Here is a 19,414-nt window from a genome sequence, read left to right on the forward strand (position 1 = left end):
GGCGTGAGCCAAGCCGTCGATCAGCGCATCAGCCCGGTACTGCGCGATTACGTGCAGCGCGCTGGTGGCCACGATGAGTTGGCCCATGTGCTTGCCGACCGGGACATTCTGGGATTCACTCCCAGTCTCTCCGAGGTCGAGTATCCGGGTTGGCAACGGCGGCAGCGCGCGCTGACCAGGCTGGTTCGCTCCGAGGCGATCACCTACGGCGGTTCGCGTCCCGGTGAACTGGCCAATTCCTGGTCGGTCGACGTGCTGCCGTTCATCATGTCGAGCGCCGAATGGGCCGGCCTGCAGGCCGGGCTGCGGCAGCGTGCCGAGCTGTTGAACGCCATGCTGGCCGACTTCTACGGCCCGCGCACGCTGCTGCATTCGGGCGTGGTACCCAGCGAACTGGTGCTGGGGCACCGCGGGTTCCTGCCGGCGGTCGACGGCCTGACGCTCACTGGCGATCATCAGCTGACCATCGTGGCCACCGATCTGGTGCGTGCGGCCAGCGGCTGCTGGACGGTTCTGTCCGACCGCACCCAATCGCCTTCGGGCATGGGATATGCCATGGCGAACCGGCGTTTGGTGGCCAGGGTGCTCGACCGCGACTATCGGCATGTTTCCATCCACCGGCTGCGTGGCTTCTTCGACCAGATCCGGGTGGCGCTGGAGAACACCCTGCCCCCCGGTGCAGACAGCCCGCGGGTGGCCATTCTCAGCTCCGGCACCATCAGCGAAACCGCCTATGACCAGGCCCTGGTCGCCATGCTCGTCGGCTACCCGATCGCGCAATCGGGTGACCTGCAGATCGCCGACGGCTATCTGTGGCTGCGGACCATCGGGCGCAGTCAACCGGTCAACATCCTGCACCGCCGCCTGGACGCCGAGTATGCCGATTCGCTCGACCTGCGCTCCGACTCACTGCTCGGCATTCCCGGCCTGCTGCAGGCTGCCCGCCGGCATCGGGTATCGGTGGCCAATCATCTGGGCTCCGGAATCCTCGAGAACAACGGCCTGCTGGCATACATGGACCGCATCGCCGAGTCGCTACTCGGCGAGTCGTTGAAGCTCCCGACGGTCCCCGCCTGGTGGTGCGGCGATCCGGAGGGGCTGGCCTACGTGAAGAGCCATCTCGACTCGTTGATCATCAAGCCGATCTCTCGGGTCCGCGGGGCACGCGCGATTCCGGCACGCCTGCTGGACGAACAAGCACGTTCCCAGCTGCTCGCCCGCATCGATGCCGAACCGTGGCGGTGGAGCGCCCAGCAGTATCTGGAGCCCAGCACCGTGCCCGTCGTGGAGGCCCGCTCGATCGAGCCTCGTCCGATGGTCTTGCGGACATTCGGCGCCGCCGACGGCGCGTCCTACTCGTTCATGCCTGGTGGCCTCGCCCGGGTGGCCTCGAGCCCGGACCAGTGGAACATCACCAATGCAACCGGCGCCTTCAGCAAGGACGTCTGGGTGCTGGAGGACAGCCATCGCGAGGCACCGTCGGCCGGGATCTCACCGCGTCGTCCCGCCCACCTGCCGGCCGAGGCCGCCGACCTCGGCTTGCCACCCAGCGCGGCGGAGAACCTGTTCTGGCTGGGCCGTTACGCCGAACGCACCGAGATGACCTCGCGGGTGCTGAAGGTCTCCGAGCAATTGATCGCCGACAACCTGGATCGACCCGGCACCCCGGGCCATTCGGCGATGCGGACGATGCTGGAGGCGCTGTCCATGGTCACCGGGGTGCAGCCCGGCTTCGTCGGCCAGGGCGCGGCCGAGCGGCTCGACGAGCCGCTGCCGCAGATCCGCCGGCTGCTGCTCGACGAGATAACTCAGGGCTGTGTCGCCTACAACGTGGGACGGATGGCGGCCTGCGCCGCGAACGTTCGCGAATTGCTCAGCGGCGACACCTTCAGCATCTTCAATGCGCTCAATGCCACGCTGCGGCAGGCGCGCGAGGGCGAGGATCTCCTGGCTGTGCAGCCGGTGATCAATGAGGCCCTGCGTTCGCTGCTGGCCTTCGCCGGGGTGGCCAACGAGTCGCTGGTGCGCGACGCGACCTGGGCATTCGTCGAGGCCGGTCGACGCATAGAGCGGGCCGAGCTGACCGTCCAGCTGCTGCGGCACACGGTGAGCTCGGTGACCGGACCGGTCACCGAAGCGGTGCTGAGCGAGTCAGTGCTGAGTGCCGGCGACTCGGTGATCACCTACCATCGCCGGGTGGCGGCCAGCTTCGGGGCGGTCATCCCTGCCGAGGCCACGTTGGACCTGCTGCTGCTGGACGCCTCGAACCCGAGATCGGTCCGCTACCAGCTGGACCGGCTCATCCATGTCCTCAGCGTCGCGCCCAACCCACGAATCGAGCAGGCCGCAGCCGCGCTCGTGGCCAGTCTGGCCAGTACGAACCCGCGCCGGCTCGGCGGCAATGAGCGGCAACGCGCGCGCCTCCTGCTCGACGAACTCGATGCCGGGCTTCGCGACCTCTCTGATCAGATCCAGCAGGCACATTTTGTCACTCAGTTGCCGGCGTTCTCGTTCGCGGTGCCTGAGCGGTCGGAGGATGCGTATGGCCACTGAGCACAATGACCCACGTCGCTATCAGGTCGTCCACCGCACCAGGTACCGCTATGACGCCGAGGTGACCGCATCGTTCGCTCGGGCTTTCCTCGTCCCGCGAGTCACACCGCATCAACAGGTACTCGACCACGATGTGGAGATCTCTCCGGCGCCGGACCTGTACGAGGTGCACACCGACTTCTTCGGCAATCACTCGCACTATGTGGAGATCCACACCCCGCATACCCAACTTCAGGTGCGCAAGTCCGCCACCTTGGCCGTCCAGTGGCCGGCCGCCGATCTGCCGAGCATGACCATCCCTGTCGATCGGACGGTCGAGCTGGTGCACCTCGATCCCCGGATCGATCCGGTCAAGCGGGCCAGCTACCTGCTGCCGTCGCCGCTGATCGAGTTGAGCACTCCGGTGCGCGAGTTCGCGTCCGGTCTGCTGGATCCTCGGATGCCGGTGGGCGAGGCGATCGGCACGGTCTACCACGCGATCTACGAAGGCTTCAGCTACACCCAAGGTGCCACGACAGTGGCCACCACGCTGCCCGAAGTGATCAATGCCCGGGCGGGTGTCTGCCAGGATTTCGCCCACCTGGCGGTGGCCAGTTTCCGGGCCGTCGGGCTCCCCGCCCGTTACGTCAGCGGCTACATTGAAACCTATCCGCCACCCGGCGAGGAGAAGCTGGCCGGTTCGGACGCCACCCACGCATGGGCATCGGTCTACATTCCCGAACGCGGCTGGATCGACTTGGACCCGACCAATGATCAACTGGCTGATTCGCGCTACCTGGTGACTGCGTGGGGACGCGACTTCCGTGATGTGTCACCCCTGAAGGGCGTCATCTTCAGCGAGAGCCGGGACAGCGTTCTGGACGTGGCCGTCGACGTCACCCGGCTGGACTGAGACCGCCTCAGTTCAGCCGCTCGACGGTGACCTCGCTGGTCATCTGCACTTCACCCGACGAATCGTGGACGCCGAACAGCACCGGAACATCCTCGCGAGTGGCTCCGTAGCCGACCGCCACGTGCCGGGAATCGGGCGCGCAACCCAACCGCGGATCCCAGGCGACCCACCGGCCATCCCAGTACTGCAACCAGTTGTAGACCTGTGCGGGACGCTTCACGCCACGCACCAGTTCGGTGGGGATGCTGTAGCCGGCCACATAACGCGAGGGAATCCCAGCCCAGTGCAGCGCCGTCATCGTTGCGGGCACCACGCCACCGTCGTCCGCGTCGATCAGCCCGCGATGGCCAAGTTCTTGCACGAACTCCGCGGGTGAAGCCGCCTCGGCCCGCCAGCTGCGCCACTGATCGGGCACTTCCAGGCCCTCGGGCAGCCGCAGATGATCACAGAATCGCTCGTCCACCGACGGATCCTTCAGCGCCTCCCAGCCGACACCACGTCCGTTCGGAGCAGCTGGTGCCGAATAGTCCAGTTCGGTGGCCGCCGTCACGCGCATCCGAAGATGCGTCTCGGGCACGTTGAACATCACCACTGCCGTGCCCCAGTAGTCGAAATACTCATGCCGCCAGGCCGACGGTGTGATGCTCACCACCGGATGCAGCAGCGACTGATTCGGCAGGTAGCAGGGGGTCATCCTCGCTTCGCCATGCCACGCGTGAATCGGCTCATCGGACTCAACGATCACCGTATGAACAAGTTTCAGTCGCATACCAGAACCTCCCTGTGCCAGACCGAGACCTCGATGCCGGCGAAGTACCGGTCGGTCAGTTCCCCACTCACCTGGGCGCAGGCAACCTGCACCTGCTCCATCCGGTCTTCCAGCCCCTCGATCAGTTCGGACGCATCGAGGTACTCCATCCGGCTGCGGGTGCGTCCCACGAGTCTGGCGGTCGGATCTTGTCTGGCCTTGACGTTGATGGGGTCCAACTCGCCGAGCGAGTCCTGGACGGCCTGCAATCCGTAGACCAGCGAGTGCGGGAAACGCCGGTCGACGATGAGGAACCGGGCCGCGTCCAGATAATCGCCTTCGCCGAAGTAGGTCCGGTTGAAGGCGTGATGGCCACCGACCGCCCGCAGCGCCCTGGTCCACGCGACCAGAGTGTTGCCCTCCACCGCCACCGTGCTGATCAGCCGCGACGTCATGTCGACGCGCTCCAGCGACTGACCCAGCAGGAAGAAGTGATAGGCCTCGTCGTGCACCATGGTCTGGCTGGCCAGCCCGGCGATCTGCACGCAACGCAATCGCACCAGCTGCAGTGACGCGGTTGGCCGGATCGCCGTGAACGACGCGGAGAAGACCTCGTTGTACGTGGTGTTGATGGCCTCCCACAACTCCGGCGATATCGTCTCGCGAATGCGGCGGGCCGACTGTCGCACCGCCGCGACGATCGCGCGCACCGAGCTGGGGCTGTCCGGGTCGTACCACAGGTACCGCAAGACCGCGCCGGCATCGATGAGTTCGTCGGTGTGCTCCGGCATGTCGAGTCCCATCGCGCCCAGCAGGCTGGACGATGCCGCCCGTTCGTCCACCGTGGGGTCTTCGAGGAACTGCTGCAGTTTCACTTCGAGAATGCGGCTGATGTTCTCGGCACGCTCCAGGTACCGCCCGATCCAGAACAGCGAGCCAGCAATGCGGCTGAGCATCAGGACTCCTGACTCTGAGTAGCGACGACACCGAACATATCTCGTTCATCGGTCATGTCCGGCGGGCCCCAGAACTGGGCGCGTGGCTGACTGCCCACGCCTTCGTCCATCAATACCCAGGTGTCTTTCGAGCCGCCGCCCTGGGAGGAGTTCACGATCAGCTGTCCCTCGCCAAGCGCGACCCGGGTCAACCCACCGGGCAGCACCTTCACGCTCTCGCCGTCGTTCACGGCGAACGGCCGAAGATCGACATGGCGAGCACCCAGCTCACCGTCGATCATCGTCGGCACCGTCGACAGTTGGACGACCGGCTGAGCGATCCAGTTGCGGGGCTCCTCCAAGATCGCGGCTCGCAAGATGTCCAACTCCTTGGGGCTCGCCTTGGGGCAGATCACCACACCCTTGCCACCCGAACCGTCCACCGGCTTCACGACCATCTCCTCCAGCCGGTCGAGCACCTCGACACGATCCTTCGGATTCTCCAGCCGCCAGGTATCCACCCCGGCCAGGATCGGCTCGGCATCCAGATAGTACCGGATCAGGTCCGGAACATAGGTGCATATCAGCTTGTCATCAGCCACTCCGTTGCCCACGGCGTTGGCGATCGTCACTCCCCCGGCCGCGGCGACGGCAAGCACCCCGGCCACTCCGAGCACCGAATCCGGACGGAAGTACATCGGGTCGAGGAAGTCATCGTCCACCCGGCGATAGATGACATGCACCGGCTGGGCGCCCTTGGTCGTACGCGCCTTGACCTGCCCGCTCTCGCAGAACAGGTCGCTGCCCTCCACCAGTTCGACGCCCATCATGCGGGCCAGCAGCGCATGCTCGAAATAGGCGGAGTTGTGCACACCGGGTGTCAGCACCACCACGGTCGGCTCGCTGATGCCCTCCGGAGCCGCCGCCCTCAGCGCCTCCAGCAGCAGCTGCGGGTATCCGTGCACCGGCCGCACCTGATACCGGCCCATCCACTCGGGGAACGCGGTCGACATGGCGCGGCGGTTCGTCATCACATAGCTGACACCGCTGGGAATGCGGACGTTGTCCTCCAGCACCCGGAAGACTCCGGACGCGTCGCGCACCAGGTCGGTACCGGAGACGTGGATACGTACACCATTCGGCGGCCGGATGCCGTGCGCCACCCGGTGGTAGTGCGTCGAGGTGGCGACGATGCGCCGCGGTATCACCCCGTCGCCGAAGACCTTGCCGGAGCCGTAGACGTCGGCGAGGAAAGCCTCCAGCGCCGTCACTCGCTGCTGGACGCCGGCCTCGATCTGCGCCCAGTCGGCGGCCGTGATGATGCGCGGCACGACATCGAGTGGGAAGGGGCTTTCGACACCGCCCACATCGAAGGTGACGCCCTGATCGAGGTACGTACTGCGCACATAGTCGGCACGATCGATGAACTCGGTGTTCGGCATATCCGACATGAGCTCGTAGGACAGACCATAAGACGACCGGACCTCCTCGCCGTCGAACATCTCGTCGTAGACGCCTTCGGGGGGGTGATACCGATTTACCAGGCTCTCCATGCTCGAATCCTAAGGAAAACATGTTTCCACCATGTTGCGGTTCGTTGACAAGCACGGTCCCCTGGGCGACAGAGCACTCGGTCACCTGCCCTCCGGATACAGTGGAAGGAATACTGACAGCCTGATCCGCGTTTGATATCCTGATCGGTCGAACAAGTAACGGAGGTGGTGACATGCTCGACCCTGCTGAACTGTTCAATCCGGAGCCACATCTGGAATCTGACGAATACCCACAGCCCGACGGTGAGCGTCCCACACTACTGATCACACTTGGAGGTTACGGGGATGCCGGCGAGGCTCAGGAGCTGATCGGCCGCCAACTGTCGGAGCGGCTGGCCAACCACAAGCTGGGCACTTTCGACATCGATCAGCTCTATGACTACGCCGGACAGCGTCCGCAGATCATCTTCGATCGCGATCACTTCACCGACTACCAGAAGCCGGAGATCGCGCTGCACAAGGTGACCGACGACGCTGGTGCCGGGTTCTTCTGGCTGTCCGGCCCCGAACCCGCGCTCCAGTGGGAGCGGATGATCGCCTCCATCGAACACGTGATGGATGGCTTCGACATCGGACGCGTGCTGATCCTTCAGGCAGTGCCGGCGCCCACGCCGCACACTCGGCCCATTCATGTGTCAGGCTTCGCCTCCGACCCCGTCTTGTTGGGAGATCGGGACGGTCTGCCGGGCACCTTCCAGATGAGTTCGCCGTTCATCGGTCTGCTCACCTTGCGGCTGGGTGAACACGGCAAGGACGTCATTGGTCTGGCTGCTCATGTGCCCTACTACGTGGCCGAGTCGGGTTATCCCGATGCCGCGATCGCGTTGCTCCAGCAGGCCAGCTCGGTGAGCGGGTTGGCGTTGCCCAGCGACGGGAGCCTCGCCCAGTCGTCCGAGACAGTGAATCAGACGATTGAGCAGCAGGTCGCCGCTTCGGCTGAGGCCCAGCAGGTGGTCGCACGGCTGGAGCAGCAGTACGAGCAGTACATGAGCCATCGCCAGATCACCCCGCGTGCCAACGTGCCCACCGCCGAGGAGATCGGCGCCGAGGTTGAGGAATTCCTCAAGGGCCTGGACGACGGCGATCAGCCCACAGACTGAGTCTGCCGACAGCCCACGACGCCGCTCACAGCGTCCACGCCCGCACTCCCCCGGCGATGCCGGCGGCATTCGGGACGACCACCACGTCATCCCCGAGCGCGATCAGCGCTCCGGGGGTGATACGGCGCGAGTTTCCGCCGCCCAGATAGACCCGGTCCCAGACGAAGACCGGACGCAACGAGTCGACCACCCGGCGGACGCGGCGCGACCACATCGCATTGCCGAGCCGGCGGCGTTCCGGCTCACCGATGTATTCGTCGTAGGTCGACATCCGTATCGGCCCGCGGGATATCTCCAGATGCGGGGCCAGATGCCCGCCGTCGAAGTGGGCCGAGCCCAGGCCGGTTCCCAGCGTGAGCACCACTTCGATTCCGGTACCGGTGATGACCCCGGCGCCGTGCACCTCGGCATCATTCAGCACCTTGGCGGGCATCCCGAGGGAGTCGGAGACCACCGACTGAAAGTCCAGACCCTCCCACTCGGTCACCAGTTGCGGTAACACGCGAGTGCGTGGCCCGCGTTCGGTGATGTAGTGCGGCGTGCTGATCACCACTCCGTGACGCAGCATCCCGGGCATGCCGATGGTTATCCGTTGGGCAGGCGGCAATTGGGCCGCGAGCTCTCGGAAACACTCGATGAGTCGCGCCGGCGGCAGGGGGTAGGGGGTGGGAATGCGGATGACGGGGGCTTTCATCGTTCCGGCCGCGTCCAGGACCGAGGCCTTGAGTCCGGACCCTCCGCAGTCAACGGTCAACGTAGTGATCTGCACGGGGTAACTGTAAGCTGCCTTGGTGCTTGGGCAGTCATCGGCTTCACCCGGGCGTGCCCGTGTCGGGGTCTCATTGAACTTCTTCACCAACGGGCTGATGCTGACCCTGGTGCCCCGGCTGCCCGAGATCAAGCAGGCCTTCGAACTCAGCGACGACTTCTACGGGATCGTGGTGGCGGCGATGGGCGCCGGCGCTTTGGTGGTCGGCCCGCTGCCTGCACGCTTCATCGCCCGTCACGGCGCGTTGAAGGTCGCCCTGGTTAGCACCATCGGTGCCGCACTGATGCTGGCGCTGGCCTCCGGCGCAGCAAGCCCGCTGGCCTTCGCCGTCGCCTTCTTCCTGATGGGCGTGCTGGACGCCCACATCGATGCGGCTCAGAACACCCAGGGAGTGGCCGTTCAGATCTGGGCCGGACGCACCATCATGAGCTCGTTGCACGCGACCTGGAGCGTCGGGGCCACCGTGGCGACCCTGGCCGGGTCGCTGGCGGCCGGTCTTCGGGTGCCGCTGGCCGTTCATGGTGGGGTGATGGCGGCAACAATCATCGTCTTGGCGCTGGCCTGTTATCGGATGGGTGTCATCCCGCCCGACGTGCGGTTGGCGCAGCTGCACAGCAAGCAGAAGGCCGATCAGCAGGCGCCGGCGAACTGGCGGCGGCTGCTGCCGGTTCTGCCGCTCGCGCTGCTGGGTGTGGTGGGCGTTGTTCCGGAGGATGCCACCAACAACTGGGCTGCGCTGTATCTGGTCGACCATTTCGGCCTGGGCTACTCGCCGGCCGGCATGGCGGTGACCGTAATGCTGGTCGCCCAGGTGATCGGCCGCCTGCTCAGCGATCCGCTCGCCGACCGGTATGGCCAAGAAACGGTCGCCAGCGTCGGCGGTGGCCTGGTCGCGGCCGGCGCCCTGGTGGTCATCGCCACGCCGGTGGCGCCGTTGGTCTACGTCGGACTCGTGCTGATCGGGGTCGGCTGCGCACCGATCGTCCCGACCGCGTTCAGCGCGGCAGGACGATTGCCCGGGCTGGCGTCCGGCACCGGTATCTCCCTGGTCGGTTTCGCGTTGCGGCTTGGCCTGACACTCAACTCGCCGCTGATGGGTGCGGTGGCCGAACGCTCCAGTGTGCGTGCTGCTTTCGGCATCGTCGTGATCGCAGGCCTGGCGGCCTGCCTACTGGCCTGGCGATACCGCCCACGGCACTGACCCGATACTGTGACTCATAGGTCCCGAGCATGACCATCGAGTGGAAGAGATGAGATGAAGGTTCTGGTTCTGGGCGGCGATGGTTTCTGCGGATGGCCGGCGTCCCTGCACCTGTCGGCTCGCGGCGATGAGGTGATCATCGTGGACAACTTCTCGCGACGGCGGATCGACGAGGAGCTGGGGGTCCAGTCCCTGACCCCCATCCGCACGATGGTGGAACGCCGAGCAGCGTGGCAGGAAGTCAGCGGCCGGGCGATCTCAGTCGTCGAACTCGACGTCGCTCATGACTACCACGGGCTGCTGGCACTGCTGCGCGAGGAGTGTCCGGATGCGATCATTCACTACGCCGAACAGCGCGCTGCCCCCTATTCCATGAAGTCCGGCAAGCACAAGCGCTACACCATCGACAACAACGTCAACGCCACCCACAACGTGCTCTGCGCGATCGTGGAATCCGGTCACGACATCCACCTGGTGCATCTGGGCACCATGGGTGTCTACGGATACGGCACGGCCGGCATGGCCATTCCGGAGGGCTATCTCGGCATCCAGGTGCCCACCGATGACGGCCTGGTCGAAACCGAGATCCTCTACCCCACCAACCCTGGCTCGGTCTACCACATGACCAAGGTGCTCGATCAGACCATGTTCGCCTACTACGCCAAGAACGACGAACTACGCATCACCGACCTCCATCAGGGCATCATCTGGGGCACCAACACCATCCAGACCAAGCTGGATGAGCGCCTGATCAATCGCTTCGACTATGACGGCGACTACGGCACCGTGCTGAACCGTTTCCTGATGCAGGCCGCGGTCGGCTACCCGCTGACCGTGCACGGCACCGGCGGTCAGACCCGCGCTTTCATCCACATCCAGGACATGGTGCGCTGCATCGAGATCGCGCTGAACAATCCTCCGGCCGCCGGCGACAAGGTGAAGATCTTCAACCAGATGACCGAAACCCACCGGGTGCGCGATCTGGCGGCGCTGGTCGCCGAGTTGACCGGTGCCGAGGTCGAGATGGTGCCCGACCCCCGCAAGGAGGCGGCGGAGAACGAACTCATCGTCCACAACGACAACTTCTTGGCACTCGGCCTGGATCCGATCACCCTCAGCGAGGGCCTGCTGATGGAGATCAACGAGACCGCCGGGCGCTATGCCGATCGTGCCGATCTCAGCCGCATTCCCGCGACCTCACTGTGGACCAGGCACCAGCAGGCCGGCGTCCCGGCCTCACGGGCGTCCGCGGAGTAGGAGCGACCTCGCCGATGCGCATCGCGATGTTCACCGAGGTCTTCTTGCCCAAGATCGACGGTGTGGTCACCAGGGTGCTGCGCACCTTGGACGAGTTGTCGGCGATGGGCCATGACGTGCTGGTCTTCGCGCCCGGTTCCCCACCCCCGGTCTATGCAGGTTTCGACATCGTCAAGGTGCGTTCGGTCGGCTTCCGGCCGTGGTATCCGGAGATCAAGGTCGGGTTGCCGACCCCGAAGATAGCCGAGCAGATGATCGCCTTCCGGCCCGAGGTCGTGCACGCGGTCAACCCGGCCTGGCTGGCGGCCTACGGTGTGCTGTCCGCCAAACGCCGCGACATCCCCCTGCTCGCCTCGTATCACACCCAGCTGGCCAGCTACACCAAGGATCTGCACCTGTCCTGGCTGGCCGGTACCGCCGACCGCTGGACAACCACCCTGCACAACCGTGCGGAGGTGAACCTGTGCACATCGCCCCAGATGGTGGCTGCAGCGATCGCCGGCGGGGTCAACGACGTCGACTTGTGGCCCAAGGCCGTCGACACCGTGACGTACCATCCGGGCGCGCGTACCAAGCGGATGCGCCGCAGATTGACCGACAGCCATCCCGACATGCCGCTGGTGATCTATGTCGGCCGGCTGTCGAACGAGAAGAATCTGGACGATCTGTTGCCGGTGGTACACCAAATGCCGGATGTCCGGTTCGCTTTCGTGGGGTCCGGACCGGCCAGAGAGTCCCTGGAAAGCGCATTCTCTGGTACAAATACGGTCTTCACCGGCTATCTGCGCGGCCATGAACTGGCCGAGGCCTATGCCAGCGCCGACGTCTTCTGTTTCCCGTCGACGACCGAGACGCTCGGTCTGGCAGGGCTGGAGGCGATGGCCTCCGGCGTACCGGTGATCGGCGCGGATGCCGGCGGTATTCCCCACCTGTTCGACGACCGGATCCAAGGCTTCTTGGTGCCCCCGCATGATCCGTTCGAGTTCGCCACCAAGCTGCGGATGCTGGTCGACGATCCGCAGTTGCGGCGGCGGATGGCGCAGGCGGCCCGCGCCGAGGCCGAGCGCCTCAGTTGGCGCTCCGCCACCGAAGCACTGGTCGGATACTACGAACTCGCCATCGAACGCCACGCACTACGGCACGAGAAATCCTGAGCCGTAGCCGACCTGTCACACCGAATCTCTCCGACCAACCGGCCCTGCGCAAGAGAAACGACCGAGCCTGCAACAGTTGCAGAACTGGGGTCCCTGCGCTGATGGAAACCCGGTGCAACTGGCTCGTCAGCGCAAGGCTGTGTCATGCTAGGTTTGCCACAGCATCGGTTATCGGTGCTCACTACTTGTGACAGCGAGGTGACAATGACCGACACCGTGAGGCCAGAGCAGTCATCAGCAGATAATCATCTTTCGATTCTGCGGGACATGCGCGATAAGGCTCTCCAGGGGGGCGGGCAAAAGCGTATTGAAGCGCAACATGCCAAGGGCAAGATGACAGCGCGAGAGCGGCTGTCCATCCTGCTCGATGAAGGCTCCTTCCAGGAATTGGGGGCGTTGGCCACTCATAATCTGAGCGATTTTGGGATGGCCGATAAGCGTTATCCCGGCGATGGAGTAATTACCGGATTCGGAAAGATCAACGGTCGTCGTGTGGCGGTTTACGCACAGGATTTCACCGTTTTGGGCGGATCTTTCAGCCAGGTACAGGCTCAGAAAATCAACAAGATTCAAGATCTCGCGCTCGAAAGCGGCATTCCGATCGTGGGATTGAACGATTCGGGCGGCGCTCGTGTGCAGGAGGGCGTGCGTAGCCTCGCCGCCTACGGCGAGGTCTTCCAGCGCAACGTCGCGGCTTCGGGTGTGATCCCTCAGATCAGCCTGATCATGGGCCCGTGTGCCGGCGGCGCCGTCTACTCTCCCGCGCTGACCGATTTCACCATCATGGTCGACCAGACCTCGAATATGTTCCTCACCGGCCCCGAGATCGTGGCATCGGTGACCGGCGAGCAGGTCACCGCCGAAGAGCTGGGCGGCGCGGCCGTCCATGCCGGACGCAGTGGCGTTGCTCAGTTCGAGGCCAAGTCGGAGCTGGACGCCTTGGAGATGACCAAGCTGCTGCTCAGCTATCTGCCGGCCAACACATCCGAAGACGCGCCGATCCTGATCAGCGACGATGATCCTGATCGCATGAACGAGTCGCTCAACACGATCGTCTCCGAGGACGAGCGCAAGGGCTACGACATGCGCCAGGTGCTGGACCAGATCTTCGACACCGATTCGATTCTCGAGGTGCATGAGTCATTCGCACCGAACGCGATCTGCGCCTTCGCCCGTCTGGACGGCCGTCCGGTCGGCATCGTGGCGAACCAGCCGATGGTCATGTCCGGCGTGCTGGACATCGATTCGTCCGACAAGATCAGTCGCTTCATCCGGGTCTGCGATGTCTACTCGATCCCGGTGATCACGTTCGTCGACTGCCCCGGATACCTGCCGGGTGTCGAGCAGGAATACAACGGTGTGATCCGCCATGGCGCGAAGATCATCTACGCCTACTGCCAGGCCACCGTGCCGAAGATCTCGATCGTGACCCGCAAGGCGATCGGCGGTTCTTATGTGGCCCTGAGCTCGAAGCAGATGGGTTCGGATGTCGCATTCGCCTGGCCCACGGCTCAGATCGCCGTGATGGGTCCCGAAGGCGCCGCCCGTCTGCTGCACGGCAGGCAGATCCGCGACTCCGAGGATCCCGCTGCCACCGAGATGCAGTTCATCGCGGAGTACCGCGAGCGGTTCTTCAATCCCTACCGTGCTGCCGACCTCGGCCAGATCGACGAGGTCATCGAGCCCAAGGAAACCCGGCCGCGCCTGGTGCGCGCGCTGGAGGTTCTGCAAACCAAAGTCGCCCCGACCGTTGCCAAAAAGCACGGTCTGTTCCCGGTGTAATCCGCGATGGCAGACATTGGATGGGGTTTGTGGATGATGCTGCTGGGTATGGGGAGCGTCTTCCTCATGCTCATAGCACTCATGGTCGTGTTGATGCTTCTGGGTCGCCCAGGCAAGCAGCCGGCCCCTGCCGCTATCGAAGAAGCACCAAGTGAACCTGAACTGGAGTCGGTCGAGCCGGCCGACGAGAATGCCTGGATGACGATCGCTGACGACAGCGGCCTGACTCCTGAGCAGATCGCCGCGGTCTCGGTCGCCGTCGCCGTGCATGCGGATGTGCGCCGCAAGCAGGGCGCTCCTGCTAATCGCGTCTATGCTCCCGGTTCGCGCCTGTGGGCGAGCCGCTGGGTAGCCATGGGGCGCAGTTCCCAGATGACTAACCAGAGGAGATGACAGTGCGTCGCTATCAGCTCACCGTCAACAACAATCAGTACGACATTGATGTCGAGGAACTCTCGGCAACCGATTTCTCTGTCTCGATCGATGGCCAGACCGTCGCCGTGACGCTCAACTCACAGGCCGACACGGCTCAGGCTGCGATCACTCCGCAGATCGAGGCCCGCTCCGCTGCAGCAGCAGCGTCGGCGGCCTCCGGTGTGCCGGTGGCTCCCAAGGTGCCGGCGACCATGCGCGCCGCCAAGCCGCGGACCCCGTCCCCGGCCGTCGCCGGTGGCGCCGATCTGGCCTATTCGATGAGCGCGCCGATGCCCGGCGTCATCATCGAGATCAATGTGACCCCGGGCTCCAGCGTCAGCAAGGGTGACGTGGTGATGGTGCTGGAGGCCATGAAGATGAAGAACGACCTGCATGCCAGCCAGGACGGTGTGGTGGAGTCGGTGGATGTTTCGCAGGGCGACCAAGTGAAGTACGGCCAGGTCCTGCTGCGGTTCGTGAAGGACTGAGATGGACGCATCCACTATCCAAAACCTACTTACGGGGTTCTATAACCTGAGCTGGCAGGGCCTGGTCATGATCGCAGTAGGCATTCTGCTGATCTACCTGGCCATCGCCAAGGAGTACGAACCTCTCCTGCTGTTGCCGATCGGCGCCGGCTGTCTGCTGGCGAACATGCCGATCTCGATGATGCTGGGCACCGCTGAGGAACCCGGCATGCTGCAGTTCCTTTACGACATCGGTGTTGGCAACGAGTTGTTTCCGCTGCTGATCTTCATCGGTATCGGTGCCATGACCGACTTCGGGCCCCTGTTGGAGAATCCGAAGATGGTGCTGCTCGGTGCTGCCGGCCAGTTCGGTATCTTCCTGACGCTGATCTTGGCCCTGCTGCTCGGCTTCACTCGTCCTGAGGCTGCCTCGATCGGCATCATCGGTGCAATCGATGGCCCGACCTCGATCTACGTCTCGGCGCAGCTGGCTCCGCATCTGCTCGGCCCGATCACGGTCGCGGCCTACAGCTACATGTCGCTGGTGCCCATCATCATGCCGCCGGTGATGCGCTTGCTCACCACCCAGAAAGAACGTTCCATCCGCATGCCGTACTCGTCACGCGAGATCAGCCAGCGGACCCGGATCATGTTCCCGATCGTGGTGACGATCATCGTCGGCATCCTGGTGCCGTTCGCTCTGCCGCTGATCGGCACCCTGATGCTCGGCAACCTGATGCGCGAGTCGAAGGTCGTGGAGCGGCTGTCCGGTGCGGCGCAGAACGAACTGAACAACATCGTCACCCTTTTCCTGGGCCTGGCGATCGGTTCGACCATGGTCGGCCAGAACTTCATCAAGCCCCAGACCCTGTTCATCCTGGTGCTCGGTCTGCTGGCGTTCTGCCTGGACACCGCTGCCGGTGTGCTCTTCGGCAAGTTGATGAATCTGTTCAGCGGTGGCAAGTTCAACCCGCTGATCGGCGCGGCCGGTATCTCGGCCTTCCCGATGGCCGCCCGCGTGGTCCAGAAGGAAGTCAGCAGGGAAGACAACACCAACTTCGTTCTCATGCACGCCATGGGCGCGAATGCAGCGGGTCAGGTCGCCTCGGCCATGGCCGGCGGTGTCGTCCTGGCGCTGATGGCGGGAGCCATCTGATCGCTGATCGTGCGCAAGCACACTTTGATCGACCGGTGGGGTCGCGTCCTAATGGCGCGGCTCCACGGCTGTTCTGCGGGACCACGTTAGGCTTGCCCATATGCAGTTGGGCATAGATTTCGGCACTACCCGCACCGTCGTCGCTTATGCGGATCGCGGTAACTACCCCGTGGTGGGATTCACCGACAGCCATGGCGACGCACATGAGTTCCTGCCGTCGCTGGTGGCATCGGCCGATCAGGGCCTGGTCTACGGATTCGCTGCCGCGCAGGCGCGCGCGGCCGGTCGTCCCGTTCTACGCTCGATGAAGCGGGAGCTGGCCTCGGCGATGGCCTCGACCTCCAGCCGGGTTCACGTCGGTCACGAGCAGTATCAGCTCCTGGACGTCATGGTCGGCTATCTGAACCACGTACGCACTCAGCTGGAGACCTCGTCGACCATCGCCCCCCTATTGAAGTCCGATCCGATCGCCGGCGTGGTCGTGGCGGTGCCCGCCCACGCGAACAGCGGGCAGCGGTTCCTCACTCTCGAGGCCTTCCGGCAGGCCGGTTTCCCGGTCACCGCGATGCTCAACGAGCCGTCGGCCGCCGGCTTCGAATACACTCACCGGCTGGCCGGCTCCCCCAGTGCCCGCCGCAGCCGACTGGTGGTCTACGACCTGGGAGGTGGCACCTTCGACGCCTCCCTGGTGGCGATCCATGATCGTAGCCATGCGGTTCTCGGCTCGGTCGGTGTCAACCGGCTCGGCGGGGACGATTTCGATGCCGTGCTGGCTGATCTGGCCTGTGAACTCGCCGGCATCCGTCCCGACGATCTGGGCGTGGACGGCTACTTCCAGCTGCTCGGCGACGCCCAGGCCGCCAAGGAGCAGCTCGCTCCCCAATCCCGCCGCATCGTGCTGGAGGTTCAAGACCAGACCGTCATCGTCCCAGTGGCCGACTACTACCAGGCCTGCGCTCCCCTGACCGAGCAGTCGATCAAGGCCATGGGAGTGCTGGTCGACGGCCTGGATGCCGGCACGCCGGACCTGTCGGCCATCGCGGGTCTGTATCTGGTCGGCGGCGCAAGCTCACTGCCACTGGTGCCCCGGATGCTTCGCGAGCGCTTCGGGCGACGGGTCTACCGCTCGCCATACCCTGCCGCGTCCACCGCCATCGGACTCGCGATCGCCTCGGATCCGGAATCCGGGTACACCCTGTCCGATCGCGTCTCGCGCGGTTTCGGTGTCTTCCGGGAGGCCGATGCCGGCGAACGCATGCAGTTCGACTCGATCTTCGACCGCGACCAGACCATGAGCGTGGGCGGCGATCTGACCATCCAACGCCGCTACCGCGCCGCTCACAACATCGGGTGGTACCGCTTCATCGAATACGCCGGACTTGCCAATGGTCAGCCCGAAGGCGACATCGTGCCCTACGCCGACGTCCTTTTTCCCTTCGAGGACGCGCTGCAAGCCGAACCACCGGCAGTCGACGAGGTCGAGGTGAGACGCACCGGCGAAGGCCATCTGATCGAGGAGACCTACCACCTCGACCAGCACGGCATCGTCTCGGTCAGCATCACCGATCTGGACACTGGCTACCGGCAGTCCCACCAGCTCGGGCTGGCGGGAAGCGCACGACTGTAGGCTTGCTGGGTGGCAGCTGATCAGCCTTCGTCCAACCCCGAGTGGCCCGACTTCGTCCCACCGGAGTTCGAACAGTCGATTCCGCAGGCGCCGAAGGAGCCAGTCGTACCCAGCACACCGCCACCGGCCAACTGGTCGTCCGGCTCCGGCGCCTGGACGCCGGGACCCGCGCCTCGACAATCCAGCGATCGCTGGTTCAATCGTCCCCCGGACAACAACGGAGCCAGCTTCCTGCCCGGGGCAGCCGCCCGTACGCCGGTCACCAACGCGTTGATGGCGATCTGCGTGGTGGTGTGGATACTGCAGAACCTGTCTCCCGCGTTCAACGATCTGGTCATGCTCATCCCGTCGGTGGCCGCCACCGAGCCGTGGCGGTTCCTGACCTCCGCCTTCGCCCACGCGCCACGTTCGTTCACCCATATCGGTTTCAACATGCTGACGCTGTGGCTGATGGGACGCTACCTCGAGCCGATCCTGCGCGCGCGACGATTCCTGGCCGTCTATCTCATCTCCGCACTGGGCGGAGGCACGCTTTTCGTCCTGTTGGCCTTCCCCGCCGGCCAGGGGCCCGGTGGCACCGGCTCCAACTGGAACACCGCCGTGCTCGGGGCATCGGGTGCGATCTTCGGCCTGTTCGGCGCCTATCTGGTCCTCGCCTGGGCGATGAAGCGGTCACTCACCCCGATGCTGATCCTGCTCGGTCTCAATCTCGTCGTCATGGTGCTGTTCCCGACCATCGCCTGGAGCGCCCATATCGGAGGCTTCCTGGCCGGCGCCGCGGCCACCGGCGTCATCTTCTGGGATCTGCGCCGAGTGGCCAACGGACGCAGGTCACACCTGCGGGGAGGACTACTGGCGGTCACCGCGGCCCTCATCGTCGCCCTCATCATCAAGTACCTGAGCGTGTGAGCAAGCCGTCCGCGAAAGTCTCGACTCTCAACCTCGCAGATTTGCCCTCGACCGGTGCACAACCGATATCGTCAAGGAGTGCCTTCCACACGCGCCTACCGTTTGTCATCCGGCGCGCGTTCTGACATCGGGCCCAGACGCAGTGATAACCAGGATTCTGGTTATGCCAGTGACCGACTACTGCTGGTCGCTGATGGTGTCGGTGGTGCCCCGGCAGGCCACCTCGCGTCCTCCCTGGTTGTCGAATCCCTGGTAACGGGGCTGGAACCCCTCGTCCAGCCGAATGCCGGTCAGATCCGCGATGAGGTGATCCGCGCCAATGCCGCGCTGGCGCGAGCCGGGCGCGAGGACTCCGACGCACGCGGCATGGCTACCACCGTGACGGGCCTGGTGATGACCGATGACATCGGCTATCTCGTGCACGTCGGCGACTCACGGGCCTACCGCTGCCGCGATGGCGTCTTCGAACAACTGACCGTGGACCAGTCGTGGGTGCAGATGCTGCTGGACGAGGGCATGCTTGACCCCGCCGACGCGTCCACCCACCCGATGCGCAATATGCTGATGCACTCGTTGTCCGGCGCGCTGCGCGATCCTGAGGCGGTGCACATCACGCCGATCGATCTGCAGATCGGCGACCGCTGGTTGCTGGCCACCGATGGCCTGACCAGCTATCTTCCGCGGGACGTCATCAGCTCGCAGGTCACCTCGGTCAGCGCTCCGCAAGAACTCGCGAACATCCTGGTCGACCTGTGCTGGCCGCACAGCCTCGACAACATCACCGTGCTCATCGGTGATGTCATCGACTCCGAAGCCAAGCAGCAGAGCCAGTTCGTCGGCGCCGTGCAAGGCTACGAGCTGCGGCGCAGCCGGGTCAGCTGAGGCGCTGACGCCCGG

Annotated in this window: 17 protein-coding genes; 13 read left to right on the forward strand and 4 right to left on the reverse strand. The window is 64.8% G+C overall.

What is annotated here, in order from left to right; genetic code table 11:
* Window positions 1–3: 3 nt before the first annotated feature.
* Together QUE25_RS00455 and QUE25_RS00460 are read left to right on the forward strand one after the other, a co-directional pair.
* Entirely contained in the window at window positions 4–2,553 is a 2,550-nt protein-coding gene (locus QUE25_RS00455) for a circularly permuted type 2 ATP-grasp protein (RefSeq protein WP_286266509.1), read from the forward strand.
* Complete coding sequence (locus QUE25_RS00460) at window positions 2,543–3,445, forward strand: transglutaminase family protein (RefSeq protein WP_286266511.1); 903 nt, start codon at window positions 2,543–2,545, stop codon at window positions 3,443–3,445. The genes QUE25_RS00455 and QUE25_RS00460 overlap by 11 nt, the downstream gene beginning before the upstream one ends.
* Before the next feature lie 7 nt (window positions 3,446–3,452).
* On the opposite strand, the gene QUE25_RS00465 is transcribed toward QUE25_RS00460, so the two are convergent.
* The 3 genes from QUE25_RS00465 to QUE25_RS00475 are packed head-to-tail and all read right to left on the reverse strand — an operon-like array spanning window position 3,453 to window position 6,681.
* Entirely contained in the window at window positions 3,453–4,214 is a 762-nt protein-coding gene (locus QUE25_RS00465) for a transglutaminase N-terminal domain-containing protein (protein WP_286266513.1), read from the reverse strand.
* Entirely contained in the window at window positions 4,205–5,149 is a 945-nt protein-coding gene (locus QUE25_RS00470) for an alpha-E domain-containing protein (RefSeq protein WP_286266516.1), read from the reverse strand. Before QUE25_RS00470 ends, QUE25_RS00465 begins: the two co-directional genes overlap by 10 nt.
* Window positions 5,149–6,681, reverse strand: a complete 1,533-nt coding sequence (locus QUE25_RS00475) for a circularly permuted type 2 ATP-grasp protein (RefSeq protein ID WP_286266519.1) — start codon at window positions 6,679–6,681, stop codon at window positions 5,149–5,151. Before QUE25_RS00475 ends, QUE25_RS00470 begins: the two co-directional genes overlap by 1 nt.
* Window positions 6,682–6,854: 173 nt before the next feature.
* Between QUE25_RS00475 and QUE25_RS00480 the strand changes: the two genes are divergently transcribed.
* Window positions 6,855–7,781, forward strand: coding sequence for a proteasome assembly chaperone family protein (locus tag QUE25_RS00480; RefSeq protein ID WP_286266522.1), 927 nt, complete (start codon window positions 6,855–6,857; stop codon window positions 7,779–7,781).
* Between the two features lie 25 nt (window positions 7,782–7,806).
* On the opposite strand, the gene QUE25_RS00485 is transcribed toward QUE25_RS00480, so the two are convergent.
* Window positions 7,807–8,550, reverse strand: a complete 744-nt coding sequence (locus QUE25_RS00485) for an ROK family protein (protein ID WP_286266524.1) — start codon at window positions 8,548–8,550, stop codon at window positions 7,807–7,809.
* 22 nt (window positions 8,551–8,572) lie between these two features.
* Between QUE25_RS00485 and QUE25_RS00490 the strand changes: the two genes are divergently transcribed.
* The 10 genes from QUE25_RS00490 to QUE25_RS00535 all read left to right on the forward strand — a co-directional run bounded on the left by QUE25_RS00490 (window position 8,573) and on the right by QUE25_RS00535 (window position 19,399).
* Window positions 8,573–9,751 carry an MFS transporter gene (locus QUE25_RS00490; RefSeq protein WP_286266527.1) on the forward strand — a complete coding sequence of 393 codons (1,179 nt, stop codon included), beginning with the start codon at window positions 8,573–8,575 and terminating at the stop codon, window positions 9,749–9,751.
* Window positions 9,752–9,805: 54 nt separating this feature from the next.
* Window positions 9,806–11,008: an NAD-dependent epimerase/dehydratase family protein gene (locus QUE25_RS00495; RefSeq protein WP_286266529.1), complete on the forward strand. Its 1,203-nt coding sequence runs from the start codon at window positions 9,806–9,808 to the stop codon at window positions 11,006–11,008.
* Between the two features lie 14 nt (window positions 11,009–11,022).
* Window positions 11,023–12,162: a glycosyltransferase family 4 protein gene (locus tag QUE25_RS00500; protein WP_286266531.1), complete on the forward strand. Its 1,140-nt coding sequence runs from the start codon at window positions 11,023–11,025 to the stop codon at window positions 12,160–12,162.
* Between the two features lie 204 nt (window positions 12,163–12,366).
* Window positions 12,367–13,944 (forward strand): acyl-CoA carboxylase subunit beta, encoded by a 1,578-nt coding sequence (locus tag QUE25_RS00505; RefSeq protein WP_286266534.1) that lies wholly within the window; start codon window positions 12,367–12,369, stop codon window positions 13,942–13,944.
* Between the two features lie 33 nt (window positions 13,945–13,977).
* A complete protein-coding gene (locus QUE25_RS00510; RefSeq protein WP_286266536.1) occupies window positions 13,978–14,337 on the forward strand; it encodes an OadG family protein in 360 nt (119 codons plus the stop codon).
* A complete protein-coding gene (locus QUE25_RS00515; protein WP_286266538.1) occupies window positions 14,334–14,846 on the forward strand; it encodes an acyl-CoA carboxylase biotin carboxyl carrier protein subunit in 513 nt (170 codons plus the stop codon). The genes QUE25_RS00510 and QUE25_RS00515 overlap by 4 nt, the downstream gene beginning before the upstream one ends.
* Before the next feature lies 1 nt (window position 14,847).
* Window positions 14,848–15,981 (forward strand): sodium ion-translocating decarboxylase subunit beta, encoded by a 1,134-nt coding sequence (locus QUE25_RS00520; RefSeq protein WP_286266541.1) that lies wholly within the window; start codon window positions 14,848–14,850, stop codon window positions 15,979–15,981.
* 100 nt (window positions 15,982–16,081) lie between these two features.
* The gene (locus QUE25_RS00525; protein WP_286266542.1) at window positions 16,082–17,608 is read left to right on the forward strand and encodes an Hsp70 family protein; all 1,527 of its coding nucleotides are present in this window, start codon (window positions 16,082–16,084) and stop codon (window positions 17,606–17,608) included.
* 9 nt (window positions 17,609–17,617) lie between these two features.
* Window positions 17,618–18,517, forward strand: coding sequence for a rhomboid family intramembrane serine protease (locus QUE25_RS00530; protein WP_286266544.1), 900 nt, complete (start codon window positions 17,618–17,620; stop codon window positions 18,515–18,517).
* 78 nt (window positions 18,518–18,595) lie between these two features.
* Complete coding sequence (locus QUE25_RS00535) at window positions 18,596–19,399, forward strand: PP2C family protein-serine/threonine phosphatase (protein ID WP_286266546.1); 804 nt, start codon at window positions 18,596–18,598, stop codon at window positions 19,397–19,399.
* Window positions 19,400–19,414 lie beyond the last annotated feature (15 nt).

Source organism: Brooklawnia propionicigenes (assembly GCF_030297015.1).
GTDB classification, from domain to species: Bacteria; Actinomycetota; Actinomycetes; order Propionibacteriales; family Propionibacteriaceae; genus Brooklawnia; species Brooklawnia propionicigenes.

Coding starts and splice junctions, on each gene's coding strand:
- QUE25_RS00505 (WP_286266534.1), top strand. CDS start 12,367: ATGACCGACACCGTGAGGCCAGAGCAGTCATCAGCAGATAATCATCTT.
- QUE25_RS00475 (WP_286266519.1), bottom strand. CDS start 6,681: ATGGAGAGCCTGGTAAATCGGTATCACCCCCCCGAAGGCGTCTACGAC.
- QUE25_RS00470 (WP_286266516.1), bottom strand. CDS start 5,149: ATGCTCAGCCGCATTGCTGGCTCGCTGTTCTGGATCGGGCGGTACCTG.
- QUE25_RS00495 (WP_286266529.1), top strand. CDS start 9,806: ATGAAGGTTCTGGTTCTGGGCGGCGATGGTTTCTGCGGATGGCCGGCG.
- QUE25_RS00460 (WP_286266511.1), top strand. CDS start 2,543: ATGGCCACTGAGCACAATGACCCACGTCGCTATCAGGTCGTCCACCGC.
- QUE25_RS00480 (WP_286266522.1), top strand. CDS start 6,855: ATGCTCGACCCTGCTGAACTGTTCAATCCGGAGCCACATCTGGAATCT.
- QUE25_RS00520 (WP_286266541.1), top strand. CDS start 14,848: ATGGACGCATCCACTATCCAAAACCTACTTACGGGGTTCTATAACCTG.
- QUE25_RS00510 (WP_286266536.1), top strand. CDS start 13,978: ATGATGCTGCTGGGTATGGGGAGCGTCTTCCTCATGCTCATAGCACTC.
- QUE25_RS00465 (WP_286266513.1), bottom strand. CDS start 4,214: ATGCGACTGAAACTTGTTCATACGGTGATCGTTGAGTCCGATGAGCCG.
- QUE25_RS00500 (WP_286266531.1), top strand. CDS start 11,023: ATGCGCATCGCGATGTTCACCGAGGTCTTCTTGCCCAAGATCGACGGT.
- QUE25_RS00515 (WP_286266538.1), top strand. CDS start 14,334: ATGACAGTGCGTCGCTATCAGCTCACCGTCAACAACAATCAGTACGAC.
- QUE25_RS00525 (WP_286266542.1), top strand. CDS start 16,082: ATGCAGTTGGGCATAGATTTCGGCACTACCCGCACCGTCGTCGCTTAT.